Genomic DNA, 25082 nt, shown 5'->3' on the forward strand with positions numbered 1-25082 from the left:
ATGACGATCTTCCGCCCCACGCCGCCGCCGGCCGGTTCACGCCCGCCGTTGCCTGGTCGTCCCGCGTCGTCGTCTGACGCTGCCCGCCAGCCGTTCGCCGGCCGCCCCGCCTCGCCACCCGATGACGTTCGGCTGCCCCTGGACGACGGCTGGCCGGGCTCCGACCGCCCGCCGGTTCCCCAGCGTCCGCCAAGTCGCCAGCGCCCGCTGGATCCCGACCGCCCGCCGGATCCCGACCGCCCGTCGGTGGCCGCGCGTCCGCCGACCGCCGTCGCCCCCCGGCGTAGTCGTCCCGCCGGCCGCAGCCCCTGGTCAGTACCGTTGGCCGTGGTGTTGGTGTTGGCCGGGGTCTTCGCCACCGGGGCGGGGCTGGGCCGTTCGGTCGGCCCGTTCGACCTGGCCCCGACCGGCGGTGACCGACCGGCCCGCAGTGAGTCGGTCGGGCTGTCGGCCAGTCGCCCGGTGCGCCTCTCGGTGCCGGCGATCAAGGTGGCCGCGCCGGTGGCACCCGTCGGGCAGGCGCGCGACGGCTCGATCGCCGTGCCGCCGTTGGAACGGCACAACGAGACCGGCTGGTACGACCGGGGGCCCACCCCCGGTGAGCCTGGCCCGGCGGTGATCGTCGGGCACGTGGACACGAAGACCGGCCCGTCGGTCTTCTACGACCTGGGCAAGCTGCACCCCGGCGACCTGATCGAGGTGGCCCGAGCGGACAAGTCGGTGGTGGTGTTCCGGGTCGACACCGTTGAGCACTTCCCGAAGGACCAGTTGCCCGCCGAGCGGATCTACGGCCACGACGGGCCACCCGGGCTGCGGCTGATCACCTGCGGTGGGCAGTTCATCGGGGGCCGCACCGGCTACGCCGACAACGTCATCGCCTTCGCCACCCTCCAGTCCTCCCGCAAGCCCTGAGACCGACCCCGGCTGGCCCACCCGCCCGTCGGGGCTTGATCAACTCGGGATCACTGAAGTCGCGGTTTCGGGCCGACCGGGACACCCCGGTTTCGGTGAACCCGAGTGGATCAGTCGGCGGGCGGGCGCCGGGCCAGCGTCGGCGTCAGCTCAGGAAGGCCAGGAGTTGACGGGTGGTCTCGTCGGGGGCTTCCTCCGGAATGAAGTGCCCGACCGGGACCGGCTCGCCGCGCACGTCGTCGGCCCACTCCCGCCAGATCGCGAGCGGGTCGTCGTAGAGCTTCGCGACCTGGCCGTGTTGGCTCCAGAGGAACAGCACCGGGCAGGTGATCTTCCGGTTTCCGCGATCCGCCTCGTCCTGCTGGTAGTCGAGCGTCGCGGCAGCGCGGAACTCCTCGCAGATCGCGTGCACCGTGGCGGGGTCGCTGAACTGCTTGACGTACGCCGCCCGGACCTCGGCGGGGAAGGCGTCCTTCACCTTGGGCCACGTGTCGAGCATGAAGTCGACGAGCACCGCGGGCGCCGCCTCGATGAACTGCTCAGGCACCGGCGCGGGTGCCGCCAGGAAGGACCAGACCCAGTAGGAGAGGCTGAACGTCTTGTCGGCGCGGTTGTAGACGTCGCCGATGGGCACCACGTCCATGACGGCCAGCCGAGTGACGGCGTCCGGCTCGTCCAGGGCGAGGCGGTACGCGCAGCGGGCCCCACGATCGTGGCCGACGAGTCGGAACTGCTCGTGGCCCAGACTCCGCATCACGGCAACCTGATCGCGGGCGATGGCGCGCATGCTGTACGGCTCGTGATCCGGACTGCTCGGCGGCTTGCCGCTGTCACCCCAGCCCCGCAGGTCGGTGCCGACGACCGTGTAGTTCTCGGCGAGCCGTGGCGCGACCCGGTGCCACATGAGGTGCGTCTCGGGGATGCCGTGCAGCAGCAGAACGGGCGGCCCACTTCCGCCGCGGCGCCCGTGGATCGTCGCGCCGGGCGTCTCGATGTCGAACTCTTCGAAGCCGTCGAACATGGCCGGACCCCGCACCTTCCTGGGACCGCCCGGCGCGAACGGCAGGTGCCGGCGGGCAGGGCGACTGGTGACCGGCTACCGCTCCGGCCGCCTCGACGTTATCAACGGAAACGTCCGGCCTGGCCCGGTTTGGCGGCGGTGCGGGGTCCTCGGCGTAGCTAGGGCTGGGGGACGTGCAGCGCCACCTCGAACTCCAGCAGGCTCGCGCCGGTGGAGACCGGGGGACGGGGCTTGTCGCCGGGGGCGGTGGCGTGGGCGGCGCGCGAGGGGCCGGCGGCCCACGCCTGGAACGCTTCTTCGCTCTCCCACTTCGTGTAGACGAAGTAGCGGGTCTCGCCGGCCACCGGGCGGAGGAGTTCGAAGCCGAGGAAACCGGGGGAGTTCTCCACAGTGCCGGCCCGGGCGGCGAACCGCTTCTCCAGCTCCGCGCCGCCACCGGGTGGGACGTCGATTGCGTTGATCTTCACGACTGCCATCTGCCCACCCTAGCCACTCAGAACGCCTCGACCGCCGGGACCAGGTCCGCGTCGACCACGATCGGCGCGTGGTCGGAAGGGCCCTTGCCCTTGCGGGCCTCCCGGTCCACGTACGCGGAGCGGACCGCCCGGGCGAACGGCGCGGACGCGTACACCAGGTCGATCCTCATGCCCTTGTTCTGGTGGAACATGCCGGCCCGGTAGTCCCAGTAGGTGAAGGGGTGCGGGCCCTTCATAGGGGTCGGCACGATGTCGCTGAGGCCCAGGTCGCGTAGCGCCGCGAGGGCTGCCCGCTCGGCCGGGGTGACGTGCGTGGAGTGGGTGAAGACCGCCGGGTCCCAGACGTCGGCGTCGGTCGGGGCGACGTTGAAGTCGCCGCAGACCGCCAGCGGTAACCCGCCGGCCACCTCGGTGGCCAGCGCGTCGCGCAGCGCCGCGAACCAGGCCAACTTGTACGCGTAGTGAGGGTCGTCCGGCGTCCGGCCGTTGGGCACGTACACCGACCAGACCCGCACCCCGTCGCAGGTGGCGGAGATGGCCCGGGCCTCGGGCTCGGGAAAGCCGGGCTCGTCGGCGAACCCGACCCGGACGTCGCCCAGCCCGACCCGGGACAGGATGGCCACCCCGTTCCACCGGCCGTCGCTGTGGCTGGCCACGGTGTAGCCCAGCTCGCCCACCTCGGTCACCGGGAAGGCGCCGTCCGGACATTTCGTCTCCTGGAGGCAGACGACGTCCGGCCCGGTGTCGGCCAGCCACTCCAGCAGCCGGGGTAGGCGGGCCTTCACCGAGTTGACGTTCCAGGTCGCCAGGCGCATGCCCCCAGCCTGCCGTATCCGCCGCCGCGACGCCGGGTCAGCTGCCCGGGGTGTCGCCGGGACGGGTCTGTTCGGCCAGGAACCGTTCCAGTTCGGCGCCGAGTTCGTCGGCCGTGGGCAGCGGGCCGGCATCCGGGGCGAGCAGGCTCTTCTCGCCTCGACCTCGGGCGAACGCGTCGTACTGCTCCTCCAGGGCCTGGACCAGGGCTGCGGCGTCCTCGGTCTGCGCGACCTGCCGGTCGATCTCCACCCGGACCACCTCGGCGGCCGAGCGCAGCCCGTCGCCGGGCAGCAGCAGCCCGGTGCTGCGCGACACCGAGGTGAGCAGTACCTCGGCGGCCGCCGGGTATTCGGTCTGCGCCACGTAGTGCGGCACGTGGGCGGCGAAGCCCAGCGCGTCGCGGCCCTGCTCGCCGAGGCGGAACTCCAGCAGGTGACCGACGCTGCCGGGCACCTGGACGCGTTGCAGCCAGGGCTCGTAGCCGGCGATCAGCTCGGGGCGGGTGGCGTGCGCGGTCACCCCGGTCGGCCGGGTGTGCGGGACCGCCATCGGGATCGAGTTGAGCCCCACCGTGAGCCGGACGTCCAGCCGGGCGGCGAGCCCGGCCACGGCGGCCACGAAACGCTCCCACTGCAAGTCCGGCTCGGGGCCGGTGAGCAGCAGGAACGGGGTCTCGTCGTCGTCCTGCAACAGGTGCAGCTCCAACTTGGGCGCGTCGACGCTCTCCCAATGGTCCTCGACGAAGGTCATCACCGGTCGTCGCGATCGGTAGTCGAAGAGCTGGTCGACGTCGAAGGTGGCGATCGGCCGACCCTCCAGCGAGGTGAGTAGCTGCTCACGCGCCAGTCGGCTGGCGTTTCCGGCGTCCACGAACCCGGTGAGGGCCTGGATCAGGACCGGCTGCCCGAGGTCGGGCAGATCGTCGGTGAGCTGGTAAAGCTCGTGTGGGTCGAGCACCGGTGCGGACCTCCCTGAAATGTGCCTGCGGGGCGCCGTCGCGACGGAGGGCACCCGTTCGGGCAACGTACCCGCCATCCTGGTGCATTCCTGCGCCGGGCGATCCGTTGGCCGGGTGGTGGGCGTGACCGGACTAATCGGCTGTTTACGCCACCAGGCCGAGCCTCTTGGCCGATCGGCCGAGGGGCGGTTCGGCCCAAAGGCCGAGTTTGTCGATCATGTCAGGCTCGGCGGTCGGATGTCCGGCGCTGTCCCGGCCCGTGCCGGTCCGCGTGCGGCGCCAGCTTCATCCGGTACGCGAGGTCCGTTCCCCGGGCGGGTCGACCCGCCCAGGTCGTCCACCAGTACGGGTCAGATCTGTGTCGAGCGCCACGTGATCACCGTGCGTGATCGGGGTTTGCACCTGCCTAGCCTCGGTTGATGCGTGACGACGGCACCCTCGACGACCCGTACGCCCCGAGCAGGCCCACTGCCGATATGGAGGATGGCACCTCAACCGAACGGACAACCGCCGCGAGCCGGCTCCGGGCGTACGCCCGGGACCTGACCGGTCGACGCCGGGCACAGATGGCGCTGGCCACCGGTGTGGTGTGCTGCCTCGGTCTGACCGCCGTCGTCCAGGTCCGCAACGAGGACGCCGACGCGGCGACCCGGAGTGGATCGCTCTCCAGCTCCGAGCTGGCGCAGCGCGCCGAGCAGCAGAGCGCCTCCCGTTCCCTGGACCGCACGGCTGCCCCGAGCACCTCCGCCGCCGCCCAGTCCGCCGCGGCGAGCCCCGCCGACCCGGACACCAGCGCGCCGGCCCGCAAGGTCGCCCCGGCTCGCCCGACCGACCCGGCGCCCGTCGCCGGGCTGGACGAGGACCAGATGGAGAACGCCGAGGCGATCGTCCGCGCCGGCCGCAAGATGGGGGTGCCGCGCCGGGGTCTGGTGATCGCGGTGGCCACCGCCATGCAGGAGAGCAACCTCTACAACGTGGCCAGCGGCGTGCTGCCCGAGTCGCAGGACTATCCGCACCAGGGCGTCGGCTGGGACCACGACTCGGTCGGGTTGTTCCAGCAGCGTTCCAGCAGCGGCTGGGGTCCGGTGGGGCGGCTGATGGACCCCGAGTTCGCCACCCGGCAGTTCCTCAGCGCGCTGGAGCAGGTGCCCGGCTGGCAGCGGATGCGGCTCACCGACGCCGCGCAGGCGGTGCAGGTCTCCGCGTACCCCGAGCACTACCAGCAGCACGAGTGGCGGGCCACCCGGGTCGTTGACGCCATCGTGCCGGCGGGGCGGTAACCTACCGCCCACTATGGACGGTCAGGGTTGAGGCTGTCGCATCCCGGGTACATGTGTTGCGGGTTCGGGGTACACATGAGTACGGGACCATCGACAGGAGGACGTTATGTCACTGATGCAGCGGATCAGCGCGTTTCTGAAATCGCCGAAGGGGCAGCAGTTGGTCGACCGGGGCCGGCGCGAGATGGCCAAGCCGGGCAACCAGCAGAAGCTGAAGGGGTTGGCTTCCCGGCTGTCCAACCGCCGCCGCTGACCTCTCCATCGGCCGCCCTGTCCACCGTTTCCACCCCTGGGGAGACCTGGTGACCGACACCCCGCCCGCTGGCGGCCAGCCCGCCGCCCCTACTCCGCAGCCGTCCGCCGACCTGCCGGCCGGGCCGGTGGACGCCCCCGAGGGTCCGCCGGCCCGGCTCTGGGACCGGATGCGGGACGACCCGCAGTACGCGCCGGAGCACCTTGCCCTGGAGGCGGTGCGCCGCCTCGGGCCGGAGGCCGTGCAGTGGGCCGCCCGAGCCCGGGCCGAGCAGCCCGGGGTGTCCGCCGACGTCCTGGCCGACCAGGCGGCCCGTAAGTTCGTCAACCTGGCCCGACTGTCCGGCGCGGTCTCCGGCGCGGCCGGGCTGCCCGGCGCCGTGATCGACGTGGGTGTGCTGGCCTGGACCCAGGCGCGGATGGTGCTGCACATCGCCGCCGCGTACGGCGTCGATCCCCTGCACAGCGATCGGGCCACCGACCTGCTGGTGCTCCAGCGGGTGCACAAGGTCGCCGAGAGCGCCCGGCTGGCGCTCGGTGTGGCCGCCGGCCGGGAACGCGCCGACGCGCTCTTCGGCCTGGGCGGGCAGCGTCCGCTCGGTCGGGTCATGCTGCAACTCGGCGTCCGGCTGGCCCAGATGGCCGGCGTCCGGGCCGCGAAGCGGATGGTCGCCAAGATCGTCCCTGGTGCGGCGATCGTACTCGGCACCTGGGCCAACTCGTCGGCTACAAAGGATCTCGCCCAGCGATCCCGGGTCCTCTACGGCTCCTGCGGCAACGCCGTCCCGGAGCCGCGCCAACCCTGACGGCCCGTCCGGGGTCGTCAGCCGGCCAGGCCGGAGGAGCGCCAGGTCACCTCGGCGATGCGGCCCTGGCCGGTGGCGTTGGGGTGGAACCAGTCCAGCGGGTTGAGCAGGTCCAGGGTGAACCGGACCTTGTGCAACGCGCCGCCGTCGTGCCGGCACCGTGATCCGTACGCCCGGCAGGCCGCCTTCAACTCGGCGTTGTACGCGTCGATCCGGTCCCGGACGGCGGCCCGGCGCGCCCGGTCGGCGGGCGCGTTCGAGGTCGCCTCGGCCAGCAGGGCCGGGCAGATGCCCCGCCGCCACGCGCGGGTCGCCCGGTCGTCGTCGTGCCCGACCTCCCAGAGCCGGTACAGGTCGGGAATGCTCACCACCAGCACCCGGGCCTTCGGCCGGCCGGTCCGCAGGACTCGCAGCCCCCGGTCGACGTCGGTCCGGAACTTCGCCACCGGCGTCATCGCGTCCACCCCGCCCCGACAGACGTCGTTGGCGCCGATCAGCACTGTGACGTAGTCGGCGCGGTCGCGTACCGCCGCCTGGGCCTGACCAACGAGAGCGTCCGCGCGGGCGCCGGGACGGGCATGGTTGTACGTCCGGTCGCGGATCGCCGGGTTCTGTTCGAGCAGCCGTCGGTAGTGGCTCTGCACCCGCAGCCCGTCCCCGGTCGACCAGGAGTTGCGCTCGCACGAGGTGAGCACCAGGCAGGAGGCGAAGCCGGTGCTGATCGAGTCGCCGAGGGCGGCGATGCCGCCGGGCCCGCTCGACGGCGGGGCGCTCGTGGTGGGGCGGGGTGTCGCGGAGTTGCCGCCCTCGCAGGCCAGCGCGACCAGCGCCGTGAGACAGGCCAGGGCGGCGACCCAGCGTCGAGGCATGACGTCTCCCGTTCCCGCAGCACAGAGCGACAGCGCGGTAACTCTATGCGCAGGATGCGGTTCGTCGGGAAGTTGCTGTCGGGTATGCGGCAGAGTGCCGACGCGGAGGCCGTCGGGGTGCTATGCGTCCCGCCACGGTGCCCGCTGACCGTGCAGCCACCAGTGCAACGCCCGGGTGATCCGGGGCAGCACCAGATAGGTCATCAGCGGGGTCAGGCAGAGCGTCATCAGCAGCACCCGGGCCGCCAGCGGCACCGCGTCGAGGAATCGGCTCGTCAGCAGGGTGGCGGTCAGGCTCAGTGGGAAGAACGCCAGCCAGATGGTCACCGCCTGCTTCCAGCGGGGCGGTGACGCGGGCGGGGCCGGCTCCACCGGGTCCACCGAGTGCTCCAGCGGCCTGTCGAACCAGCCCTCGATCCCGGTACGCCGCTCGACCCGGGTGTGCTCGACGATGCCCTGCGCCGAGCTGAGCCACCAGTGCCGCTGCGGCGACTCCTCCCACCGGCGAAGCGTCTCGGCGTCGGCGAAGCGGTAGAGCATGTGCCACTCCGGCGAACCGGGGCCGCTCTGCACCCAGCCGGCGCCGAGGAAGCCGGGGAACGCCTCGGCCAGCGCGGTGCCGGCCCGCATCCAGGCCACCATCTCGCTGGCCCGGCCGGGATCGACGCGGCGGGCGATGGAGACTGTCACCGGCACGGCGAGGGTCATTGACATGCGCCCATCCTGCGGTCGACGGGGCCGCGGCGCGAACGGATGTAATCGAGCACACCAGCGCACCCCAGCGCCGCCCGGCCTGGCAGGCGATCGGCCGGTACCTGTCGGGGGTCGATGCTCTACTCGGGGGATGACCGACAGAGCGATCCTCGTGCTCGGTGCGACGGGCACCACCGGGCGACGGGTGGCCGACCGACTGCGGGCGCTGGGCGTCCGGGTCCGCGCAGCCTCCCGCAACGGCTCGGTGCGCTTCGACTGGTCGGTCGAGTCGACGTGGGCGCCCGCGCTGGCCGGCGCGTCCGGGGTCTACCTGATGGCACCGGACGGCCAGCCGGTCGAGCCGGCCCTCGTCCGGTTGGCCATCGAGCAGGGGGTGCGGCACATGGTGCTGCTCTCCAGCAGGGCGATCGAGGCGATGGGCGACGAGCGCCTGCTGACCGCGGAACGGACGGTCCGCGAGGCCGGCGCCGACTGGACGATCCTGCGAGCGGACTGGTTCGACCAGAACTTCGACGAGGGAGTGTTCCGGGAGGCTGTGCTGGCCGGGGAGATCACCGTGCCGGTCGGCGCGGCACGCCAGGCGTTCGTCGATGCCGACGACATCGCCGCCGTCGCGGTGGCCGCCCTCACCGAGCCCGGGCACGCCGGCCAGGTCCACGAGGTCACTGGGCCACGGGCGATCACCTTCGCGGAGGCAGCCGAGACCATCAGCCGAGCGGCGGGCCGACCGGTGCGTCACCTCGGCACGGCTGACGACTACCGGGCCGCGCTGGGTCCGCTGGGCGTCCCCGCCGAGGAGATCGAGCAACAGATCGCGGCGTTCACTGCCCTGCGCGACCTCGGCCACGCGGAGCCCACCGACACCGTCCGCCGGCTGACCGGTCGCGAGCCGCGCGACTTCTCGGCGTACGCCGCCGAGGCGGCGTCGCGTGGTGCCTGGCGCGACTGACCGAGGCGTCCGAGGCCGGTTAACGCTGGCGATCGGGGGTAGGTCCCTGGGCATGACGAGATCGCAGCCCCGGCGCGCCCGTGGCACGGTCGGCCACGCGAACAGCGCGTTGAACCTTCGGCTCACCCTCGCCAGCTTCGGGCTGGTGATCATGGTGCTCTTCGCGGTGCTGGCGTTCTGGGCCGGCATCGCCTGGCTCGGCGTAGTCTGCGCGATCCTCGCCGTGGTCGCCGTGGTCGACCTGGTCGTGATCCAGCGCCGCCGCGCCGCCCGCCGCCGCGAGGAGCCGGGCGTACGACACTCGTTGTTCGAGTAACAGGAGGACGAGATGCCCCGCATCGCCACCACCAACCCCGCCACCGGACAGGTGCTCAAGACCTATGAGGCGATGTCCACCGAGCAACTCGACGACGCCATCGAGCGCGCCGACCTCGCGTTCCACCAGCTGAAGGCGACGACCGTCGACCAGCGCGCCCAGTGGATGAACGCCGCGGCCGACCTGCTGGACGCCGAGCGCGACGAGGTCGCCCGGATCATGACCACGGAGATGGGCAAGACGTACGTCGCGGCGCAGGCCGAGGTGACCAAGTGCGCCACCGCCGCCCGCTTCTACGCCGACAAGGCCCCCGCGTTCCTCGCCGACGAGCCCGCCGACGCCGACGCTGTGAAGGCCACCCGGGCGTTCATCCGCTACCAGCCGATCGGCGTGGTGCTCGCGGTGATGCCGTGGAACTTCCCGCTCTGGCAGGTGATGCGCTTCGCCGCCCCGGCGCTGATGGCCGGCAACACCGGCCTGCTCAAGCACGCCTCGAACGTGCCGCAGACCGCGCTGCTGCTGGAGGACGTGTTCCGGCGAGCCGGCTTCCCCGAGGGCGCCTTCACCACCGTGCTGGTCGACTCGGAGGCCGTCGACCACATCCTCAGCGACCCCCGGGTACGCGCCGCGACGCTCACCGGCAGCGAGCCCGCCGGCCGGTCCATCGCGCAGATCGCCGGGCGGGAGCTGAAGAAGACCGTCCTCGAACTCGGCGGCAGCGACCCCTTCGTGGTGATGCCCTCGGCCGACGTGGACCGGGCCGCCGAGGTGGCCACCACCGCCCGCTGCCAGAACAACGGCCAGTCCTGCATCGCCGCGAAGCGGTTCATCGTGCACACCGACGTGTTCGACGCCTTCGCCGAGCAGTTCGCCGCCAACATGGCCGCGCTACGCGTCGGCGACCCGATGGACCCGAACACCGACGTCGGGCCACTGGCCAGCGAGCGTGGCCGCGACGAGGTGCACGCCCAGGTCCGCGACGCGGTGGACAACGGCGCGACAGTGCTCTGCGGCGGCGAGCCGCCGGCCGGCGACGGCTGGTTCTACCCGCCGACAGTGGTCACCGACCTCACCCCGCAGATGCGGATGTGGTCCGAGGAGGTCTTTGGCCCGGTCGCCGGCCTGTTCCGGGTCTCGTCGTACGAGGAGGCCATCGAGGTCGCCAACGGCACCAGCTTCGGGCTCGGCTCGAACGCCTGGACCCGGGACCCGGCCGAGCAGGAGCGCTTCGCCACCGACCTGGACGCCGGCAACGTCTTCGTCAACGGGATGACCACCTCCTACCCTGAGTTGCCGTTCGGCGGTGTGAAGAACTCCGGGTACGGGCGGGAGTTGTCCGCGCTGGGCATGCGGGAGTTCTGCAACACCAAGACGGTCTGGGTGGGCGAGGGCGCCGCCTCGGCCGGCGCCGGCGCGCACGCCGAGTAGTTCGGGGCGCGGCACGCGTCAGCCGGTGCCGTCGTGGGTAGGAAGTGTGCCCATGACGTCGTTCGGGTTTCACGCCTCGCATGAGCAGATCGGTCCACGCGCCCTGTTGGAGGCGGTGATCCACGCCGAGCGGGCCGGCTTCGACGCCGCCATGTGCTCCGACCACTTCTCCCCGTGGAGCGCCCGGCAGGGCGAGTCCGGCTTCGCCTGGTCCTGGCTGGGCTCGGCGTTGCAGGCCACCGGCATGCCGTTCGGTGTGGTCAACGCGCCCGGTCAGCGGTACCACCCGGCGATCATCGCGCAGGCGATCGGCACCCTCGGCGCGATGTACCCGGGCCGGTTCTGGGCGGCCCTGGGCACCGGCGAGGCCAGCAACGAGCACATCACCGGCGACCCGTGGCCTCGCAAGGACGTGCGCAGTGCCCGGTTGCTTGAGTGCGTCGACGTGATCCGGGCCCTGCTGGCCGGCGAGGAGGTCAGCCACGACGGCCTGGTCCGGGTCGACCGCGCCCGGCTGTGGACCCGCCCCGAGCAGCCGCCCGCGCTGGTCGGCGCCGCGGTCAGCGTGGCCACCGCCCGTTGGTGCGCCGAATGGGCGGACGGGCTGATCACCGTGAACGCCCCGGTGGCGCACCTGCGCGAGATGATCGACGCGTACCGGGACGCGGGCGGACGTGGGCCGCTGCACCTCCAGGTGCACGTCTCCTGGGCGCCGGAGCAGGCTCAGGCCGAGGCGCTCGCGTACGACCAGTGGCGCAGCAACGTCTTCGCCCCGCCGGTCTGCTGGGACCTGGAGACCGTCGAACACTTCGACGTGGTCTCCGCCGATGTGCCGGCGCAGCGGGTCGCCGAGGTGGTGAACGTGTCGGCGGACCTGGGCCGGCACGTCGGCTGGCTGGAGGAGTACGCACAGCTCGGCTTCGACCAGATCGCCCTGCACCACGTCGGGCAGGAGCAGCGCGGCTTCATCGACGCCTTCGGCGCGGAGGTGCTGCCGAAGCTGCGCCCGGGCGGCTGATCGAGGCCGAACAGGCGTACCCCTAGGCTCGTACCCCATGGAAAGCCTGTTCCCGGTCGTCGTCTTCCTGGCGATCGCCACCCTGGGCGCCGCGTTGGCCCGCCGGCTCGGCCTGCTCGCGCCGATCGTGCTGGTCGTCCTCGGCCTGGCCCTCTCGTTCGTGCCGGGCTTCCCGCAGATCGAACTCGACCCGGAGTTGGTGCTGGTCGGCATCCTGCCGCCGCTGCTCTACGTGGCGGCGCTGGAGACCTCGGTGCCGGCGTTCAAGAACAACATCCGGCCGATCCTGCTGCTCGCGGTCGGCCTGGTGTTGTTCACCGCGTTCGTGGTCGGGTTGGTGCTGCACCTGCTGTTGCCGCAGCTACCGTTCGCGATCTGCCTGGCCCTCGGCGCGGTGGTCGCCCCGCCGGACGCCGTGGCCGCCACGGCCGTCGCCCGCCGGGTCGGGCTGCCCCGCCGGGTCGTCACCATCCTGGAGGGCGAGAGCCTGGTCAACGACGCGACAGCGCTGGTGCTGCTGCGGGTCGCGACGATGGCCACCGTCGGCTCGGCCGTCGGCGCCGACAAGATCGCCATCGAGGTGCTGCGGTCCACTGGCGGCGGCATCCTGATCGGGGCGCTCGGGGCGCTGGTGTTCGGCTTCCTGCATCGGCGGATCACCGACCCGCTGCTGGACAACGCGCTGTCGTTGATTATCCCGTTCGCGGTGGTGTTCACCGCCGAACACCTGCACGCCTCCGGTGTGGTCGCGGTGGTCGTCACCGGTCTGGTGCTCGGGCACAAGCTGCCCCAACTGCTGTCGGCGGCGTCCCGGTTGCAGATCGGCGCGTTTTGGCGGCTGGTCCGTTTCCTGCTGGAGGGCCTGGTCTTCCTGCTGGTCGGGCTGCAACTGCGGGAGGTGCTGCGCGACCTCGACGAGCCGATCGGGTCGCTCATCCTGATCACCTTCGCGGTGCTCGCCACCGTCTTCCTGACCCGCTTCGTCTGGCTCTTCCCGGCCACCTACCTGGCCCGGTTGGTTCCCCGGGTCCGCCGCCGTGACGCCCGGCCGTCGCCGAAGTTCCCGATCATCATCGGCTGGGCCGGCATGCGGGGCGTGGTGACCCTGGCCGCCGCGCTGGCCCTGCCGCTGACCCTGGCCGACGACGAGCCGTACCCCAGGGCGTTGTTGATCTGGCTGGCCTTCGCCGTGATCGTTTTCACCCTGGTCGGCCAGGGCGCCACCCTGCCGCTGGTCGCCCGTCGGTTGAAGCTGCCGCAGGACGACCCGGTGCAGGACGCGCTCTCCGCGGCCGCCGTGCAGCAGCAGGCCAGCAAGGCCGCCCAGGACCGCCTCGACGAGTTGGCCGACAGCGCCCCGGATGCGGTGGTGGACCGGCTGCGCCGAGCGGTGGAGGACCGCACCAACATGGCGTGGGAACGACTCGGCGGCGACGAGCGGGAGACCCCGTCGCAGGCGTACGGTCGGCTGCGGCAGGAGATGATCGACGCCGAGCGGGATGTGTTCCGGGCGGCCCGGGACTCCGGTCGGATTCCTGAGGAAGTGTTGGTGCGGGCCTACCGTGACCTGGACCTGGAAGAGTCGTTGCTGCGAGAGGTTGAGAAGTGAGCTGTCAGCACCTGACCGAGGCCGGCGCCGCCGAGCCGCGCACCCCCGACGAGTGCGCGGACTGCGTCGCCATCGGCGACACCTACTGGGTGCACCTGCGCACCTGCCTGAGCTGCGGGCAGGTCGGCTGCTGTGACTCGTCGCCGAACCAGCACGCGAGCAAGCACTTCGCGTCGACCGGCCACCCGGTGATCCGCTCGGCGCAGCCGGGCGAGGCCTGGCGCTGGTGCTTCGTCGACGAGGAGATCGGCTGATCGTCGGCCGGCGTCGGGTCGGGTCGGCACGGTTCGCAAGGGGCGGTCCCGTGAATGGTGGCACGGTTGGAGCGGTGGCACGGTCAGACCGGCCGCGTTGAGCAGGCCGGCCGATCAGGCCCGAAAGTGTCGTACACCTGTTCTATTGTCGGTCCATGTTGGAGGAGTTGGCCCAGGCGGAGGCGGCAGTCGCTGACTGCCTCGACGCGCCGACTTGGGCCCTTCCGGAGCACGACCTCGTCGCGGCACTCGACGCTGCGCACCGGCTCGAGCGACGCTTGGCCGCCGTGCGACTGGCCCTGGTTCGCGAGGTGGACGGCCGCGGCACGGCCGTGACGCAAGGAGCGTCGTCGACGGCGGTCTGGTTGCGGGACCGGTTGCGGGTCAACGTCTCCGCCGCTCGCCGGCTGGTCGATCTCGCTGGTGCGTTGGACGCGGGAGCGCCAGGGGTGCGCTGGGCGCTGGCCAGCGGGGATATCAGCGTGGAACAGGCCGGGGTCATCGGCGAAACGGTCGGCGCGGTGCATGCTGCCGCTGGTGCTGAGGCGGCTGAGAAGGCGGTCGGCGTCATGGTCGAGTGGGCCGGGCAGTTCGAGCCGGTCCTGCTACGCAAACTGGGCACTCGGATTCTCGATCACGTCGCTCCGGAGGTCAGTGAAGCCGCAGCCAGGGCGGCGATGGAGGCCGAGGCCCGCCGAGCCTGCCGAGACCGTCATGTCACGCTGTCCGAGCTGCGGGACGGCCGGCTGCGGCAGTTCGGCATCCTCGACGGCGAGGCGGCCGGCCTGCTGCGTGCCGCGATCGACCCGCTGACCGCGCCGTCCGGTCCGGACGATCCGCGTTCTCCCGGGCAACGCCGCCACGATGCGCTCGCCGATCTCTGCCGGCTTGCCCTGCGCACCGGCGAGTTGCCCGAGCACGGCGGCGACCCCGCCCAACTCGTCGTCACCACCAGCTTCGACACGTTGGCCCGGAGGTTCGACGCCGGCACTCTCGACACGGGTCTGCAACTCACCCCGGAGACGGTCCGCCGCCTCGCCTGCGACGCGGCGATCCTGCCCGCGGTCCTTGGCGGCACGGGTCAGACGCTCGACGTGGGAAGGCAACGCCGGCTCGTTACCGGCCCACTGCGTCGAGCCCTGGTGCTGCGTGACCAGGGCTGCGCGTTCCCCGGCTGCGACCGCCCGCCGCGCTGGTGCGACGCCCACCACATCCAGCATTGGGCCGACGGCGGCACCACCAACCTGGCGAACGCCGTGCTGCTCTGCGGCCACCACCACCGACACGTTCACCGCGGCGAGTGGGCCGTCCGCCTGGGTGGCGACGGCCATCCCGAATTCATTCCGCCGGCCTGGCTCGACCCCAACCGACTTCCTCGCCGCAACCAGTACTACCGACGAACGTGACCCCAGCACTGGTCCGGATCCCGGCACCCCAGCCGGATACGCCGGACGAGTCGAAGACCCAAGCGAACCAAAGCTCCGCCAGCGGGTCGAAGCCAGCGATCGGCCGGGGCGGCGCTGGCCCACGACCTCGCCGCTCCGGACGCCATCGGCGCGTGCGCCCGGCCCGGCTCAACTGCTGATGGAGTCGACGAGGCGTTCGGTGGCGAGGCAGGAGACGAGGCAGCGTTCCTTTGCGTCACCGCTCAGCCGGGCGGTCCAGTCGGTGAGGCCGCCGTCGCCGATCTCCAGGCTCCCGCCCAGGACGGTGATCCGCAGGGCGCACCCCGTGTAGTAGCCGCGACCGCGAGACCGCTCCGGTTCGTCCACGAGCGGCACCACACTCCCGTCCACGGCCGGTCGGACGGTGTCGGCCAGCCGCTCCCGGACGGTCCGATCGTCGAAGGTGGTGACGTGCAGCTGAGGCGCGGCGGCCGGTGCCAACTCGGCGAGGACGGTCCGCCAGTAGGTGAGGTGCCGGACCAGCAGCCGGGCCTGCGTGCCGCCCGAGCCAGTGTCGCGGGCGCTGGAGACCAGAGCGAAGAGCCGGAAGTGCGCCGACGCGTCGCTGCCGAAATCCTGTGCCCGCAGCACCCGGTGGGCAGCGGCCAGGTGCACCTCGCTCTGCCGGCGGCGACGTACGGCCGCCTCGATGGCGAGGGCGTTGGTGGGATCACTCAGCACCTCGCTGGCGCGCATCGTGGTGACGATCCTGTTCTGGCTGACCGGTGCGACCGCCGAGCAGGTGCCGACCGGTACGACCGGCGACAGCTCCACTCCGACGACGTCGGCGGGCAGCAGTTGCCACATGCGGGCCTCCACCCGTGCGAGCACGCGCGGGTCGGTGCGGGCTGGGCGGACGAAGCGGTCCTCGCGCCACCGTCGTACCACCTCGGATGGACGCGCGGTCGCCGCCCGGTCGCGGGCCACGCTTAGCAGCAGACTGCGCAGGTCTGCGCTGGACAGGCCGGACAGTGCGCTGCGGGTCCCCGCCGGCATCGCCGCCCACACTCGACGCTCCGCACCGGCCAGTTCGTCTCCATCCATGGCGTCACCATCGCTCTATCGGTACGTCGGATCCATCGGTTTTTGCTGCGCGTCCGGCCGCTCGTACCCCGTCTATGCTTCACCGACGGCGCGAGCGTCGACGGGGGGCGGACATGATTGATGCGGTCATCTTCGATGTTGGTGGGACCATTCTCGACGAGTCCCACGAGTTCGCGGCCTGGGCCGACTGGCTCGGCGTGCCCCGGCACACGTTCTCGGCGGTCTTCGGTGCGGTGATCGCCCGGGGCCTGGACTATCAGGAGACGTTCCGGGTCTTCCGGCCCGACTTCGATCTCACCATCGAGCTGGAGCGTCGGGAGGCTGCCGGCCAGCCGGAGTCGTTCGCCGAGGAGGATCTCTACCCGGACGCGCGGGGGTGCCTGGAGTCCTTGAAGGACCAGGGCCTGTTCGTGGGCCTGGCCGGTAACCAGCCAGCTCATGCGGAGTCGACCCTGCGCGATCTCGACCTTCCGGTGGACGTGATCGGTACGTCGCACGGGTGGGGCGTGGCGAAGCCGTCACCGGCGTTCTTCGAGCGGGTCGTCGCCGCGGGCGGTGGTGTCGCGTCGTCGATCCTGTACGTCGGCGACCGGCCCGACAACGACGTGCGCCCGGCCCTGGAAGCGGGCATGAAGACGTGCCTGATCCGACGCGGTCCGTGGGGGCACATCCTCGACCCCTCCACAGTGGCCGAGCGGTGCCTGTTCCGGATCGACTCGCTGGACGAACTCCCGAGCCTGGTCGCGAAGCACAACGCGGCCGGCGGTTGACCCGCCGGCCGCGCGATCGTGCGGTCCCGGTGGCCGCCTTCCCCGGGCGGCCACCAGGACGTCGGTCAGGTCAGTGAGCAGGCCGCTCCGTTGACCGTGACCAGGCCGGGGCTCGGGTTCGCGCCGCCGCCTGTCGTCGCGTTGAAGCCGAATGTCACAGTGCCGCCGGGTGCGATCTTGGCGTTGTACGACTCGTTGCGCGCGGTCACCGTCGCGCCGGACTGGGCGACCTTCGCCAGCCACGCCTCGCGTACCCGCTGGTCACCGGTGAACGCGAAGCGCACGCTCCAGCCGTTGATGGCCGTGGTGCCCGTGTTCTGGATGGTCAGCTGCCCGGTGAACCCGGTGCCGCCCTGCCAGGCGCCGTAGTTGGTGTAGCGCGCCGTGCAGGTGGTGGCCGGCACTGCGCCGGCGTCACCCTGGTCGGCCAGGAACGAGGAGATCCAGGCCAGCGCGGAGTTCCAGTTGATCGCCACCTCGTTGGTCGAGTACGAGTTGATGTCGTCGACGTAGCAGAACATCGGCTTGCAGCCGGCGAGCAGTTGCGCCACGAACGGGTCCTGGAGGGCCGCGTTCGGGCCACCGGCGAGGGAGCCGGCGGGCGGTCGGGGCAGGTTCGGGTCGAGCTGGTGGCCGAAGATCCGGCTGTGCTGGTTCTGCGCGGCGTGCTCTCCCCATCCGGTGACGTAGGAGATGTTCAGGGCGTTGCGACCGAGGATGTAGTCCATGGCCTGTACGGCGCCGTCGCGGTAGACGGGGTTGCGGGTCAGGTCGAACGCGGTGGCCAGCACCACGGCGTTGTTGATGACGTTGCTGTTGCCGCCCCAGAAGTAGCTGTTGGCGTCACCGGGCATCGGCAGCCCGTACGCCTGCTGGCGCAGCTCGGCGAGGTACGTGTCGGCGGCGGCGGTGACCGAGGCGCGGACCCGGGCCAGGTCGGCGGCGGGTAGCCCGTTCGGCACGGTGGCCAGGTCGAGGCGGCCCAGCGCGGCCACGCTCTGCCAGCCGAAGCCCCGCGCGTCGAACACGTTTCCGGTGTGGTGCGGTGAGGCGGTCACGTCGGCCAGGTAGTTCTGCGCCCCGGTGGTCAGGTACAGCTCGGCCGCCGCCCAGTAGAACTCGTCGGTGACGTTGCTGTCGTCGTACGCGCCGCCGCCGGTGCCGTCGGTCGGGCTGGCGTACACCGCCGGGTGGGCCTTGGCCGCGGCGTAGGCGGTCTTCGCGGCAGTGCCGCAGCGGGTCGCGAACGCCGCGTCGTAAGGGGCGAAGAGCCGGGCGCACTGGGCGGCGGTGGCGGCGAGGTTGAGGGTGGCCGCGGTCGACGGCGGGTGCAGCTCGCGCGGCTGTGGGTCGTCGTGCGGGGCGAGGGGCAGCCCGGTCCAGTTCTGGTCGTGGATCTTGTGGTGGACCATGCCGGCGAGCGGCTTGCCCGCGGGCACCTGCATGCGCAGCAGGAACTCCAGCTCCCAGCGGGCCTCGTCGAGGATGTCCGGCACCCCGTTGTCGCGCTCGGGCACCCGCAACGTGCCGTCGGCGAGTTCGGCGCCGCCGTTGGCGGTGGCCGCCGTCCTGGTCCGTTCGAAGGTGTTCAACAGTTGGTAGGTGGCGATGCCGCCGTTGACCACGTACTTGCCGTGGTCGCCGGCGTCGTACCAACCGCCGCGCACGTCCAGGGAGTAGTCGCAGACACCCGGCTGGCAGGGCACGTTGGTGTCGCCCTGGTTGGGGGCGACGCCGAGGTGGCCGGCGGGTCGGGCGTACTCGTCGCCGATCAGGTCACCGTCGATGGCGATGCCGCTGCGCTGGGCGTAGAAGAACTGCAACGAGTCGGAGCGCAGCTGGTCGTAGAGGGCGCCGGAGATGTCGAACGGGTGGCTCGTCTCGCCGTCCACGGTGAGCGTGAGCCCGGTGCCGGGGGTGCGGTAGCTGGAGAAGTCGACGGTCTGCACGTTCTGCCCGGAGGCGGCGTCGACACCGCGAGCGGTGGTGGTGCCACTGGCCACGACGGCGCCGGCCGCGCTGCGTAGCTGCCAGGGCAGCGCTTCGGTGGCCTCGGTGACGACCGTGGCGTTCTTCGGGCCGCCGGGAAGGTAGCCGACCTGGTTGACGCGCACCCGTGGCCCGGTGTCCGGCTCGTACGGCTCGGGCGGCTCGCCGCCGCGCAGCGAGACGTCGTCCAGGCAGATGGTCTGCGCCTGGGCCGAACCGCCGACCTGGAAGATCAGTTGGGCGCTGGGGTTGTCGTCCGGGACGGTGAAGGTCTGCTCGACCCGCTGGAGGGTGCCGGTCGCGGTGGCGTCCACGGCCGCGTACGTGGTGTACGGGGCGCTGCCGAGCTGCAACACGGCCTTGACCGCGGCGCCGGGGGTGGCGGAGACCGCGAAGCCGAGGGTGTATTCGGCGCCGGCGATCAGCGGCACGCCGTCCTGGCCGATGCCGGCGTCCCACGGGTTGGCGAGCCCGCCCGCGACGGTGGTGCAGAGCTGGCCGTCGGTGACCGCCAGCGCGCCGGTGCCGAAGGAGAACCAGGGGCTCACCCCGGCGCTGAAGTCGCCGTTGTCGATCTGCTCGGGGGCGTCCGGCGGTGGGGCGGCGTGGGCCGCGCCGGCGCCCGCGCCGGTGAGGGCCAGAGTGGTCGCCGCAGCCAACAGCAGGCGGCGTCGGGATGGCGTCACGGGGAGTCCTTCCGGGACGGAAAGTGGGACGGTGGTGGCACGGTGGTGCGGAAAAGACCTGGGAGCGCTCCCAGGTATCGGCTCGATGTTTCCAGTGCCGGTACGCCATGTCAATTGATCTGGTTGGATGGGTTTCAGTATCCGACGAGGGCGGTCAGCCCGACTGGCATCCCCCGACGCGCCGCCACCCGGACGTGAGATTGGCCGCGCCACGCGCCGGCGTCCTGATCTCCTAGAGACAACTGCGCCCTTCGCCTGGCAGGCTGCCTCCCATGACCCTGAAGCTGCGTTCCGTGGGAACGAGCGACCGTGGGCTGATCCGCAGCGGAAACCAGGACGCCCTGCACGCCGGCACCTGGCTCGTCGCCGTCGCCGACGGCATGGGCGGAATGGCCGCCGGCGACCTGGCCAGCGCCCTCACCATCGACGCGGTCGCCCCGCTGGACGTGGAGACACCCGAGGACGCCCTGGTGGCCGCGCTCGAAGGTGGCATCGCACTGGCCACCTCCCGGATCCGACAGGCGGTCGCCGAGGATCCCGAGCGCCAGGGCATGGGCACCACGCTGACCGCCCTGCTCTTCGCCCGTACCGGCAGCTGCCTGGCGCTCGCGCACGTCGGCGACTCCCGGGCCTACCTGTACCGCGAGGGCGTGCTCAAGCAGGTCACCCGGGACGACACGTTCGTCCAGATGCTGGTGGATCAGGGCGTGATCACCGCGGACCAGGCCAGCAGCCACCCGCGCCGGGCTGTGGTCACCCAGGCGTTGCAGGGCGAAGAGGTCTCCCCGTCGTACGCGACCATGGTGCCCCGGGCCGGCGACCGATGGCTGCTGTGCAGCGACGGCCTCTCCAACGTGGTCCGCCCGGACACCCTCACCGAGGTGCTCAGCGGCTATCCGGACCGGGACGCCTGCGCCGCCAAGCTGATCGACCTGGCCCTGCACGCCGGCGCGCCGGACAACGTCACAGTCGTGGTGGCCGACGTCGTCGAGGAGTAGACCGACGCTCAGCGCCGGCGCGGCGTGGCGTGCCGGGTGGGTGCCGCCGTTCCCGGGTCCTCCGGCCACGGGTGCCGGGGATAGCGCCCGCGCAGCTCGGAGCGGACCTGCGGATAGCCGGTACGCCAGAACGACGCCAGGTCGGCGGTGACCGCCACCGGGCGGCCGGCGGGGGAGAGCAGGTGCAGCAACACCGGCACCCGACCGTCGGCGATGCGGGGGGCCGCCGGCCAACCGAACGTCTCCTGGAGCTTCACGGCGAGCACCGGCGCTGCCGGGTCGCCGTAGTCCAACCGGATTCGAGAACCACTCGGCACCTCGATCCGCTCCGGGGCCAGCTCGTCGAGGCGGGCGGCCTGCGCCCACGGCAGCAACCGACGCAGCGCCGACGACACGTCCACTCGCGCCAGGTCGGCCCGGCGTCGCGCGGCGGCCAGCTCCGGGCCCAGCCAACTCGGCGCGGCGTCGAGCAACGAGTCGTCGCCGACCTCCGGCCACGGCTCGCCCAGGTGGTGCCGGAGGAACGCGAGCCGCTCGCGCAGCGCCCGCGCCGCCGGCGTCCACTGCAACAGGCCCAGCCCGTCCTGGCGCAGGCCGGTCAGCAACGCGGCGGCCACCTCCGCCCGGTCCGGCCGGTCCAGCCGCCGCTGGACCAGCTCGATCGCGCCCAGCCGGGTCACCTCCCGGGCCACCACGTCCCCGTCGGACCAGCCGACCTCGCGGTCGGTGCGCAGCAACGGACCGGCCGCCTCCCGGGCCGTCGCCTCGTCCACCGGGGAGGCCCGGCGGATCCGGGCCGACGGCGCGCCGGGGGTGCGGTCCGCGACCGCCACCGCCAGCCAGTCGGACCCGGCCAGCCCCGAGCCGGCCGCCAGCTCCGCTGCGGTCCCGCCGGTCATCAGGTACGCCGAGCCGCCCGGCCGCCGCACCCGGGCCAACCGTTCCGGGTACGCCAGACCGACGAGCAGCCCGGCGGCGAGATCGTCGCTCAGCCCACCCGAGCCGGTGTGGCCGGTGGCGTCGGCGCGGCCCTTCGGCGGGGTGCCGGCAGGCAGCGCGGCCCGCAGCCGGCGTACCTCGGTGCGCCAGCGGGCGGTCGCGCCCGCGTCCACGCCGGTGCGCAGCCGACGCCAACCGGCGACCAGATCATCACCGGGGCCGGCCGCGCTCTCCTCGGCGAGCAGGGCGACCACCTCGGCGGCCCGGTCGGCGCCGACCCGACCGGCGCCGTCGAGCAGCGCCCGGGCCAGCCGTGGGTGCGCCCCGGCCGCGGCGATCGACCGCCCCCGCGCCGTGATCCGACCGTCGACGTCGACCGCGCCCAGGGTCTCCAGGGTGTCCCGGGCCACCGTCATCGCGGCGACCGGCGGCGCGTCGGGCAACGCGAGCCCGACGCCGTCCGGTCGGCCCCAGGCGGCCAGCTCCAACGCGAAACCGGTCAGGTCGGCGGTGGCGATCTCCGGCTCGGCGCGGGCGGGCAGCCGCTCATGGGTCGCCGCCGACCAGCAGCGGTAGACGTACCCGGGGGCCTCCCGGCCGGCCCGGCCAGCCCGCTGGGTGGCGGCGGCGCGGGAGACCGGCACGGTGACCAGCGCGCCGAGCCCACGGGCCAGGTCGATCCGGGGTACCCGGGACAGCCCGGCGTCCACCACGATCCGCACACCCGGGACGGTCAGACTGGTCTCGGCCAGCGCGGTGGCCAGCACCACCCGCCGTCGGTCCGCGCGACGCAGCGCGGCGTCCTGCTCGGCGCCGCGTTGACGGCCGTGCAGCGGCAGCAGCGCGACCGCGTCCCGCAGGTCGGCCAGCCGGCCGGTGACCGCCGCGATCTCGCCGGCCCCGGGCAGGAAGACGAGCACGTCGCCGTCGTGCTCGCGCAGCGCCCGCCGGACGGTGGCGGCCACGTGGTCGAGCAGGGCCCGGTCCACCGGCCCGGCCCCGGGCGGGGCGATCGGGCGCGCCGGGGGCACCCAGATCCGCTGCACCGGATGCAACGCCGAGTCGGCCCGTACGACCGGGGCCGGGGTGGGCCCGCCCAGCAGCGCGGCGAACCGGTCGGTGTCCGGGGTCGCCGACATGGCCAGCAGCCACAGGTCCGGCCGGAGGGTGGCGCGCGCCTCCACTGTGAAGGCCAGCGCGAGGTCGGCGTCGAGTTGGCGTTCGTGGCACTCGTCGAGCAGCACGGCACCCGTGCCGGGCAGCTCCGGGTCGTGGTGCAGCCGGCGGACCAGAAGGCCGGTGGTGACCACCTCGATCCGGGTGGCCGGGCCGACCCGCCGCTCGCCGCGTACCGCGTAGCCGACCCGCTCACCGACCCGCTCGCCGAGCAGCTCGGCCATGCGCCGGGCAGCGGCACGGGCCGCCACCCGGCGGGGTTGGGCGATCACCACCCGACCGGTCACCCGGTCGGCCACGGCCAGCGGCGCGAGGGTGGTCTTGCCGGTGCCCGGCGGGGCCACCAGCACACCGGCGCCGGCCGCGTCGAGTGCCGCGATCAGCGCCGGCAGCACCGGACGGACCGGCAGGTCAAGGGTTACGTCGGAGAGCACGGCCCAGTCTCGCACCGACACGGGTGCGTCAGGAGCGACGGACCTCGCCGACGCCGAGCACGAAGGCCCGCCAGGCCGCCGCGCCGAAGGCGAGCACCGGGCCGGGGCGGTCCTTGCTGTCCCGGACGGCGACCTGACCGTCGACTGTCGCGACCTCCACGCAGTTGCCGTTGCCGCTGCTGCGCGTGCTGGTGCGCCAGTCCGCTCGGGTCAGGTCGTACGCCGTCATCCGCGGTACCTCTCGTCTGCGTCGGCGTGCCGCAGAAGCGGTCACGCAAAGTTACGAGAAGCATGCTCAAGACGGGTCAACGACGCCGTCGGATCGAGCGCCATCCGGCACAGCTCCTCGTGCAGAAGGCTATACCCGAGCACATGATCGGCTTCCTCCAGAGCCAGCCCCATCGTGAGGTTATCCAGGTAAACCACGGACGCGTCGGCGGCCTCGGCGAAGTTGAGGATCACGTACGGGGTGCTCATCGCGGGATGCCCGCCGGCCGTGAAGGGAAGTACCTGGATTGTCACGTTGGGTAGCTGCGCGATCCGGCTCATGTGGACCAGTTGTTCGGCCATCACCGCGGCGCCGCCGACCGGGCGCAGGAGCACTGCCTCGTTGAGGATCACCGACAGATCGACCGGGTCCTCGCGGCGCAGCACCTCCTGCCGGCGCAGTCGGGCGGCGATCTTGCGCTCCAGACCGTCCTCGCCGGCGGTGCGCCGGAAGATCTCCCGGGCGTACGCCTCGGTCTGCAACAGCCCGGGCACCGACTCGGCCTCGTACGTGCGCAGCGCCGCCGCCTCCGCCTCCAGCCCGACGTAGAACTCGAACCACTCGGGGAGCACGTCGCTGTAGTTCTGCCACCAGCCGCGCTGCTGTGCCCCCCGGGCGATCTCGATCAACGCTTCGGCATCCGAACCGGTCACCTCGTACAGCGCGAGGGCGGCCCGGACGTCGCGCGGTTTGATGCCGATCTGCGCGGTCTCGATCCGGGAGAGGTTGCTCTTCGACATGTCGAGCTGACGGGCGGCCACATCGAGGGTCATGCCCGCGCGTTCCCGGAGTTGGCGGAGTTCCCGCGCGATGCGGCGGCGCCGCACGGTCGGGCTGGCGGCGGGTCGGATGGTGGGAGTGGCGGTCACCGTCCGAGTCTGCCACGACAAGATCCGCAGGTCGCGGATGCACGGAGTGCAACTTTCAAATCTGGGAGTTGCGTTGCAGTAGCTGTCGGTGCATCCTTTCCCGGTCGCGATCACTGTGGACATACCTGTGCGGGGAGGACCGTTGCTCATCGCCGACGAGTTCTTCCTGATCGCACACAACGACAGTCGTGGCAAGGCCAAACTGCACCCGGCGGCGACCGGGCTCGGGCTGGCCGGCGGGCTCCTCGGTGAACTGATCCTTTATGGACACATCACCGTGACGGGCGGGCAGGTCACCGTCATCGACCGACGCCCGCCGGCCGATGCCCTGGCGCACACCGTGCTGGACCAGTTGGTCGGCGAGGCCCAGCACCGGGAACTGCGTACCTGGCTGAGCTTCCTGGCGCAGAGCGCGACGGCCTCGGTGGGAGAACGACTGGCCCGCGCCGGGGTGCTGCGCCGCCAGGAGAGCCGCCGGCTGCTGCGTACCTCGGTCAGCTACTTGCCGATCGACCTCAACGCGGTGGCCTGGCCGGCCACCCGCCTACGGGCCCTGCTGGACCGGCCGGACCCACCGGGCGTGCCGGACGCCCTGCTGCTCGGCCTGGTCGTGGCCGCCGGACTGACCCGCGAGGTGCTGTGGAGCGCCGGCCCCCGCGCGCACCACCGGTTGAACGTCCTCATCCCCGCGCTGCCGGCACCCCTCAAGGAACTCGTCGGGCACACCGAGGCCGCCGTCGGCGCCGCCGTGCTGCGCGGCATCCCCTGATCCCCCGGTAACCCCCA

General features: G+C 72.4%; 25 protein-coding genes. 14 read left to right on the forward strand and 11 right to left on the reverse strand.

The genetic code is table 11. From position 1 onward, the window contains the following. The first annotated feature begins 246 nt into the window (after positions 1 to 246). Complete coding sequence (locus tag ACQRWP_RS05145) at positions 247 to 912, forward strand: class F sortase (protein ID WP_430501044.1); 666 nt, start codon at positions 247 to 249, stop codon at positions 910 to 912. A 145-nt stretch (positions 913 to 1057) separates the two neighbouring features. Here the strand turns inward: ACQRWP_RS05145 and ACQRWP_RS05150 are convergent, their stop codons facing one another. The 4 genes from ACQRWP_RS05150 to ACQRWP_RS05165 form a co-directional block, all read right to left on the reverse strand. Next, the gene (locus tag ACQRWP_RS05150) at positions 1058 to 1933 is read right to left on the reverse strand and encodes an alpha/beta fold hydrolase (RefSeq protein ID WP_430501045.1); all 876 of its coding nucleotides are present in this window, start codon (positions 1931 to 1933) and stop codon (positions 1058 to 1060) included. Between the two features lie 158 nt (positions 1934 to 2091). Then, positions 2092 to 2409 (reverse strand): antibiotic biosynthesis monooxygenase family protein, encoded by a 318-nt coding sequence (locus ACQRWP_RS05155; RefSeq protein ID WP_112584657.1) that lies wholly within the window; start codon positions 2407 to 2409, stop codon positions 2092 to 2094. A gap of 17 nt (positions 2410 to 2426) precedes the next feature. Beyond that, positions 2427 to 3224 (reverse strand): exodeoxyribonuclease III, encoded by a 798-nt coding sequence (locus ACQRWP_RS05160; protein ID WP_430501046.1) that lies wholly within the window; start codon positions 3222 to 3224, stop codon positions 2427 to 2429. A 37-nt stretch (positions 3225 to 3261) separates the two neighbouring features. Further along, a complete protein-coding gene (locus ACQRWP_RS05165) occupies positions 3262 to 4182 on the reverse strand; it encodes a proteasome assembly chaperone family protein (protein ID WP_091401570.1) in 921 nt (306 codons plus the stop codon). Between the two features lie 420 nt (positions 4183 to 4602). On the opposite strand from ACQRWP_RS05165, the gene ACQRWP_RS05170 reads away from it, so the two are divergent. From ACQRWP_RS05170 to ACQRWP_RS05180, 3 genes are all read left to right on the forward strand, one after another. Further along, complete coding sequence (locus tag ACQRWP_RS05170) at positions 4603 to 5463, forward strand: peptidase M23 (RefSeq protein WP_430501047.1); 861 nt, start codon at positions 4603 to 4605, stop codon at positions 5461 to 5463. A gap of 106 nt (positions 5464 to 5569) precedes the next feature. After that, positions 5570 to 5716 carry a hypothetical protein gene (locus tag ACQRWP_RS05175; protein WP_357187418.1) on the forward strand — a complete coding sequence of 49 codons (147 nt, stop codon included), beginning with the start codon at positions 5570 to 5572 and terminating at the stop codon, positions 5714 to 5716. 49 nt (positions 5717 to 5765) lie between these two features. Next, positions 5766 to 6521: an EcsC family protein gene (locus tag ACQRWP_RS05180; protein ID WP_430501048.1), complete on the forward strand. Its 756-nt coding sequence runs from the start codon at positions 5766 to 5768 to the stop codon at positions 6519 to 6521. Between the two features lie 17 nt (positions 6522 to 6538). Here the strand turns inward: ACQRWP_RS05180 and ACQRWP_RS05185 are convergent, their stop codons facing one another. Together ACQRWP_RS05185 and ACQRWP_RS05190 are read right to left on the reverse strand one after the other, a co-directional pair. Beyond that, positions 6539 to 7390 (reverse strand): GDSL-type esterase/lipase family protein, encoded by an 852-nt coding sequence (locus ACQRWP_RS05185; RefSeq protein ID WP_430501049.1) that lies wholly within the window; start codon positions 7388 to 7390, stop codon positions 6539 to 6541. Between the two features lie 120 nt (positions 7391 to 7510). Continuing rightward, positions 7511 to 8104, reverse strand: a complete 594-nt coding sequence (locus tag ACQRWP_RS05190; protein ID WP_112584652.1) for an antibiotic biosynthesis monooxygenase — start codon at positions 8102 to 8104, stop codon at positions 7511 to 7513. Positions 8105 to 8234: 130 nt separating this feature from the next. Between ACQRWP_RS05190 and ACQRWP_RS05195 the strand changes: the two genes are divergently transcribed. The 7 genes from ACQRWP_RS05195 (at position 8235) to ACQRWP_RS05225 (ending at position 15084) form a co-directional block, all read left to right on the forward strand. Further along, positions 8235 to 9053, forward strand: a complete 819-nt coding sequence (locus ACQRWP_RS05195; RefSeq protein WP_430501050.1) for an NmrA family NAD(P)-binding protein — start codon at positions 8235 to 8237, stop codon at positions 9051 to 9053. Positions 9054 to 9105: 52 nt separating this feature from the next. After that, the gene (locus ACQRWP_RS05200) at positions 9106 to 9369 is read left to right on the forward strand and encodes a DUF6343 family protein (RefSeq protein ID WP_354943480.1); all 264 of its coding nucleotides are present in this window, start codon (positions 9106 to 9108) and stop codon (positions 9367 to 9369) included. A 12-nt stretch (positions 9370 to 9381) separates the two neighbouring features. After that, positions 9382 to 10797: an NADP-dependent succinic semialdehyde dehydrogenase gene (locus ACQRWP_RS05205; RefSeq protein WP_430501051.1), complete on the forward strand. Its 1416-nt coding sequence runs from the start codon at positions 9382 to 9384 to the stop codon at positions 10795 to 10797. Between the two features lie 52 nt (positions 10798 to 10849). Next, positions 10850 to 11815, forward strand: coding sequence for a TIGR03885 family FMN-dependent LLM class oxidoreductase (locus ACQRWP_RS05210; RefSeq protein WP_430501052.1), 966 nt, complete (start codon positions 10850 to 10852; stop codon positions 11813 to 11815). Positions 11816 to 11852: 37 nt separating this feature from the next. After that, positions 11853 to 13424, forward strand: coding sequence for a Na+/H+ antiporter (locus tag ACQRWP_RS05215; protein ID WP_430501053.1), 1572 nt, complete (start codon positions 11853 to 11855; stop codon positions 13422 to 13424). Beyond that, entirely contained in the window at positions 13421 to 13678 is a 258-nt protein-coding gene (locus tag ACQRWP_RS05220) for a UBP-type zinc finger domain-containing protein (RefSeq protein ID WP_091401591.1), read from the forward strand. Before ACQRWP_RS05215 ends, ACQRWP_RS05220 begins: the two co-directional genes overlap by 4 nt. 155 nt (positions 13679 to 13833) lie before the next feature. Further along, positions 13834 to 15084 (forward strand): DUF222 domain-containing protein, encoded by a 1251-nt coding sequence (locus ACQRWP_RS05225; protein WP_430501054.1) that lies wholly within the window; start codon positions 13834 to 13836, stop codon positions 15082 to 15084. Between the two features lie 168 nt (positions 15085 to 15252). On the opposite strand, the gene ACQRWP_RS05230 is transcribed toward ACQRWP_RS05225, so the two are convergent. Beyond that, the gene (locus tag ACQRWP_RS05230) at positions 15253 to 16167 is read right to left on the reverse strand and encodes a hypothetical protein (protein ID WP_430501055.1); all 915 of its coding nucleotides are present in this window, start codon (positions 16165 to 16167) and stop codon (positions 15253 to 15255) included. Between the two features lie 113 nt (positions 16168 to 16280). On the opposite strand from ACQRWP_RS05230, the gene ACQRWP_RS05235 reads away from it, so the two are divergent. Further along, on the forward strand, positions 16281 to 16937 hold the full coding sequence (locus ACQRWP_RS05235; RefSeq protein WP_430501056.1) for an HAD family hydrolase: 657 nt from the start codon (positions 16281 to 16283) through the stop codon (positions 16935 to 16937). A gap of 65 nt (positions 16938 to 17002) precedes the next feature. On the opposite strand, the gene ACQRWP_RS05240 is transcribed toward ACQRWP_RS05235, so the two are convergent. Continuing rightward, positions 17003 to 19612 carry a glycoside hydrolase family 9 protein gene (locus ACQRWP_RS05240; protein ID WP_430501057.1) on the reverse strand — a complete coding sequence of 870 codons (2610 nt, stop codon included), beginning with the start codon at positions 19610 to 19612 and terminating at the stop codon, positions 17003 to 17005. A 272-nt stretch (positions 19613 to 19884) separates the two neighbouring features. On the opposite strand from ACQRWP_RS05240, the gene ACQRWP_RS05245 reads away from it, so the two are divergent. Beyond that, a complete protein-coding gene (locus tag ACQRWP_RS05245; RefSeq protein ID WP_430501058.1) occupies positions 19885 to 20610 on the forward strand; it encodes a PP2C family protein-serine/threonine phosphatase in 726 nt (241 codons plus the stop codon). 8 nt (positions 20611 to 20618) lie between these two features. On the opposite strand, the gene hrpB is transcribed toward ACQRWP_RS05245, so the two are convergent. Genes hrpB through ACQRWP_RS05260 form a run of 3 tightly spaced genes read right to left on the reverse strand, consistent with a single transcriptional unit; the run spans position 20619 to position 24254 of the window. Then, positions 20619 to 23159 carry an ATP-dependent helicase HrpB gene (gene hrpB / locus ACQRWP_RS05250; protein WP_430501059.1) on the reverse strand — a complete coding sequence of 847 codons (2541 nt, stop codon included), beginning with the start codon at positions 23157 to 23159 and terminating at the stop codon, positions 20619 to 20621. A 28-nt stretch (positions 23160 to 23187) separates the two neighbouring features. Next, positions 23188 to 23388, reverse strand: a complete 201-nt coding sequence (locus ACQRWP_RS05255) for a DUF397 domain-containing protein (RefSeq protein WP_430501060.1) — start codon at positions 23386 to 23388, stop codon at positions 23188 to 23190. Between the two features lie 41 nt (positions 23389 to 23429). Next, on the reverse strand, positions 23430 to 24254 hold the full coding sequence (locus ACQRWP_RS05260; protein WP_430503130.1) for a helix-turn-helix domain-containing protein: 825 nt from the start codon (positions 24252 to 24254) through the stop codon (positions 23430 to 23432). Between the two features lie 184 nt (positions 24255 to 24438). On the opposite strand from ACQRWP_RS05260, the gene ACQRWP_RS05265 reads away from it, so the two are divergent. Next, positions 24439 to 25065 carry a GOLPH3/VPS74 family protein gene (locus ACQRWP_RS05265; RefSeq protein ID WP_430501061.1) on the forward strand — a complete coding sequence of 209 codons (627 nt, stop codon included), beginning with the start codon at positions 24439 to 24441 and terminating at the stop codon, positions 25063 to 25065. Positions 25066 to 25082 lie beyond the last annotated feature (17 nt).

It is taken from the genome of Micromonospora trifolii (assembly GCF_050516465.1).
Taxonomy (GTDB): domain Bacteria; phylum Actinomycetota; class Actinomycetes; order Mycobacteriales; family Micromonosporaceae; genus Micromonospora; species Micromonospora trifolii.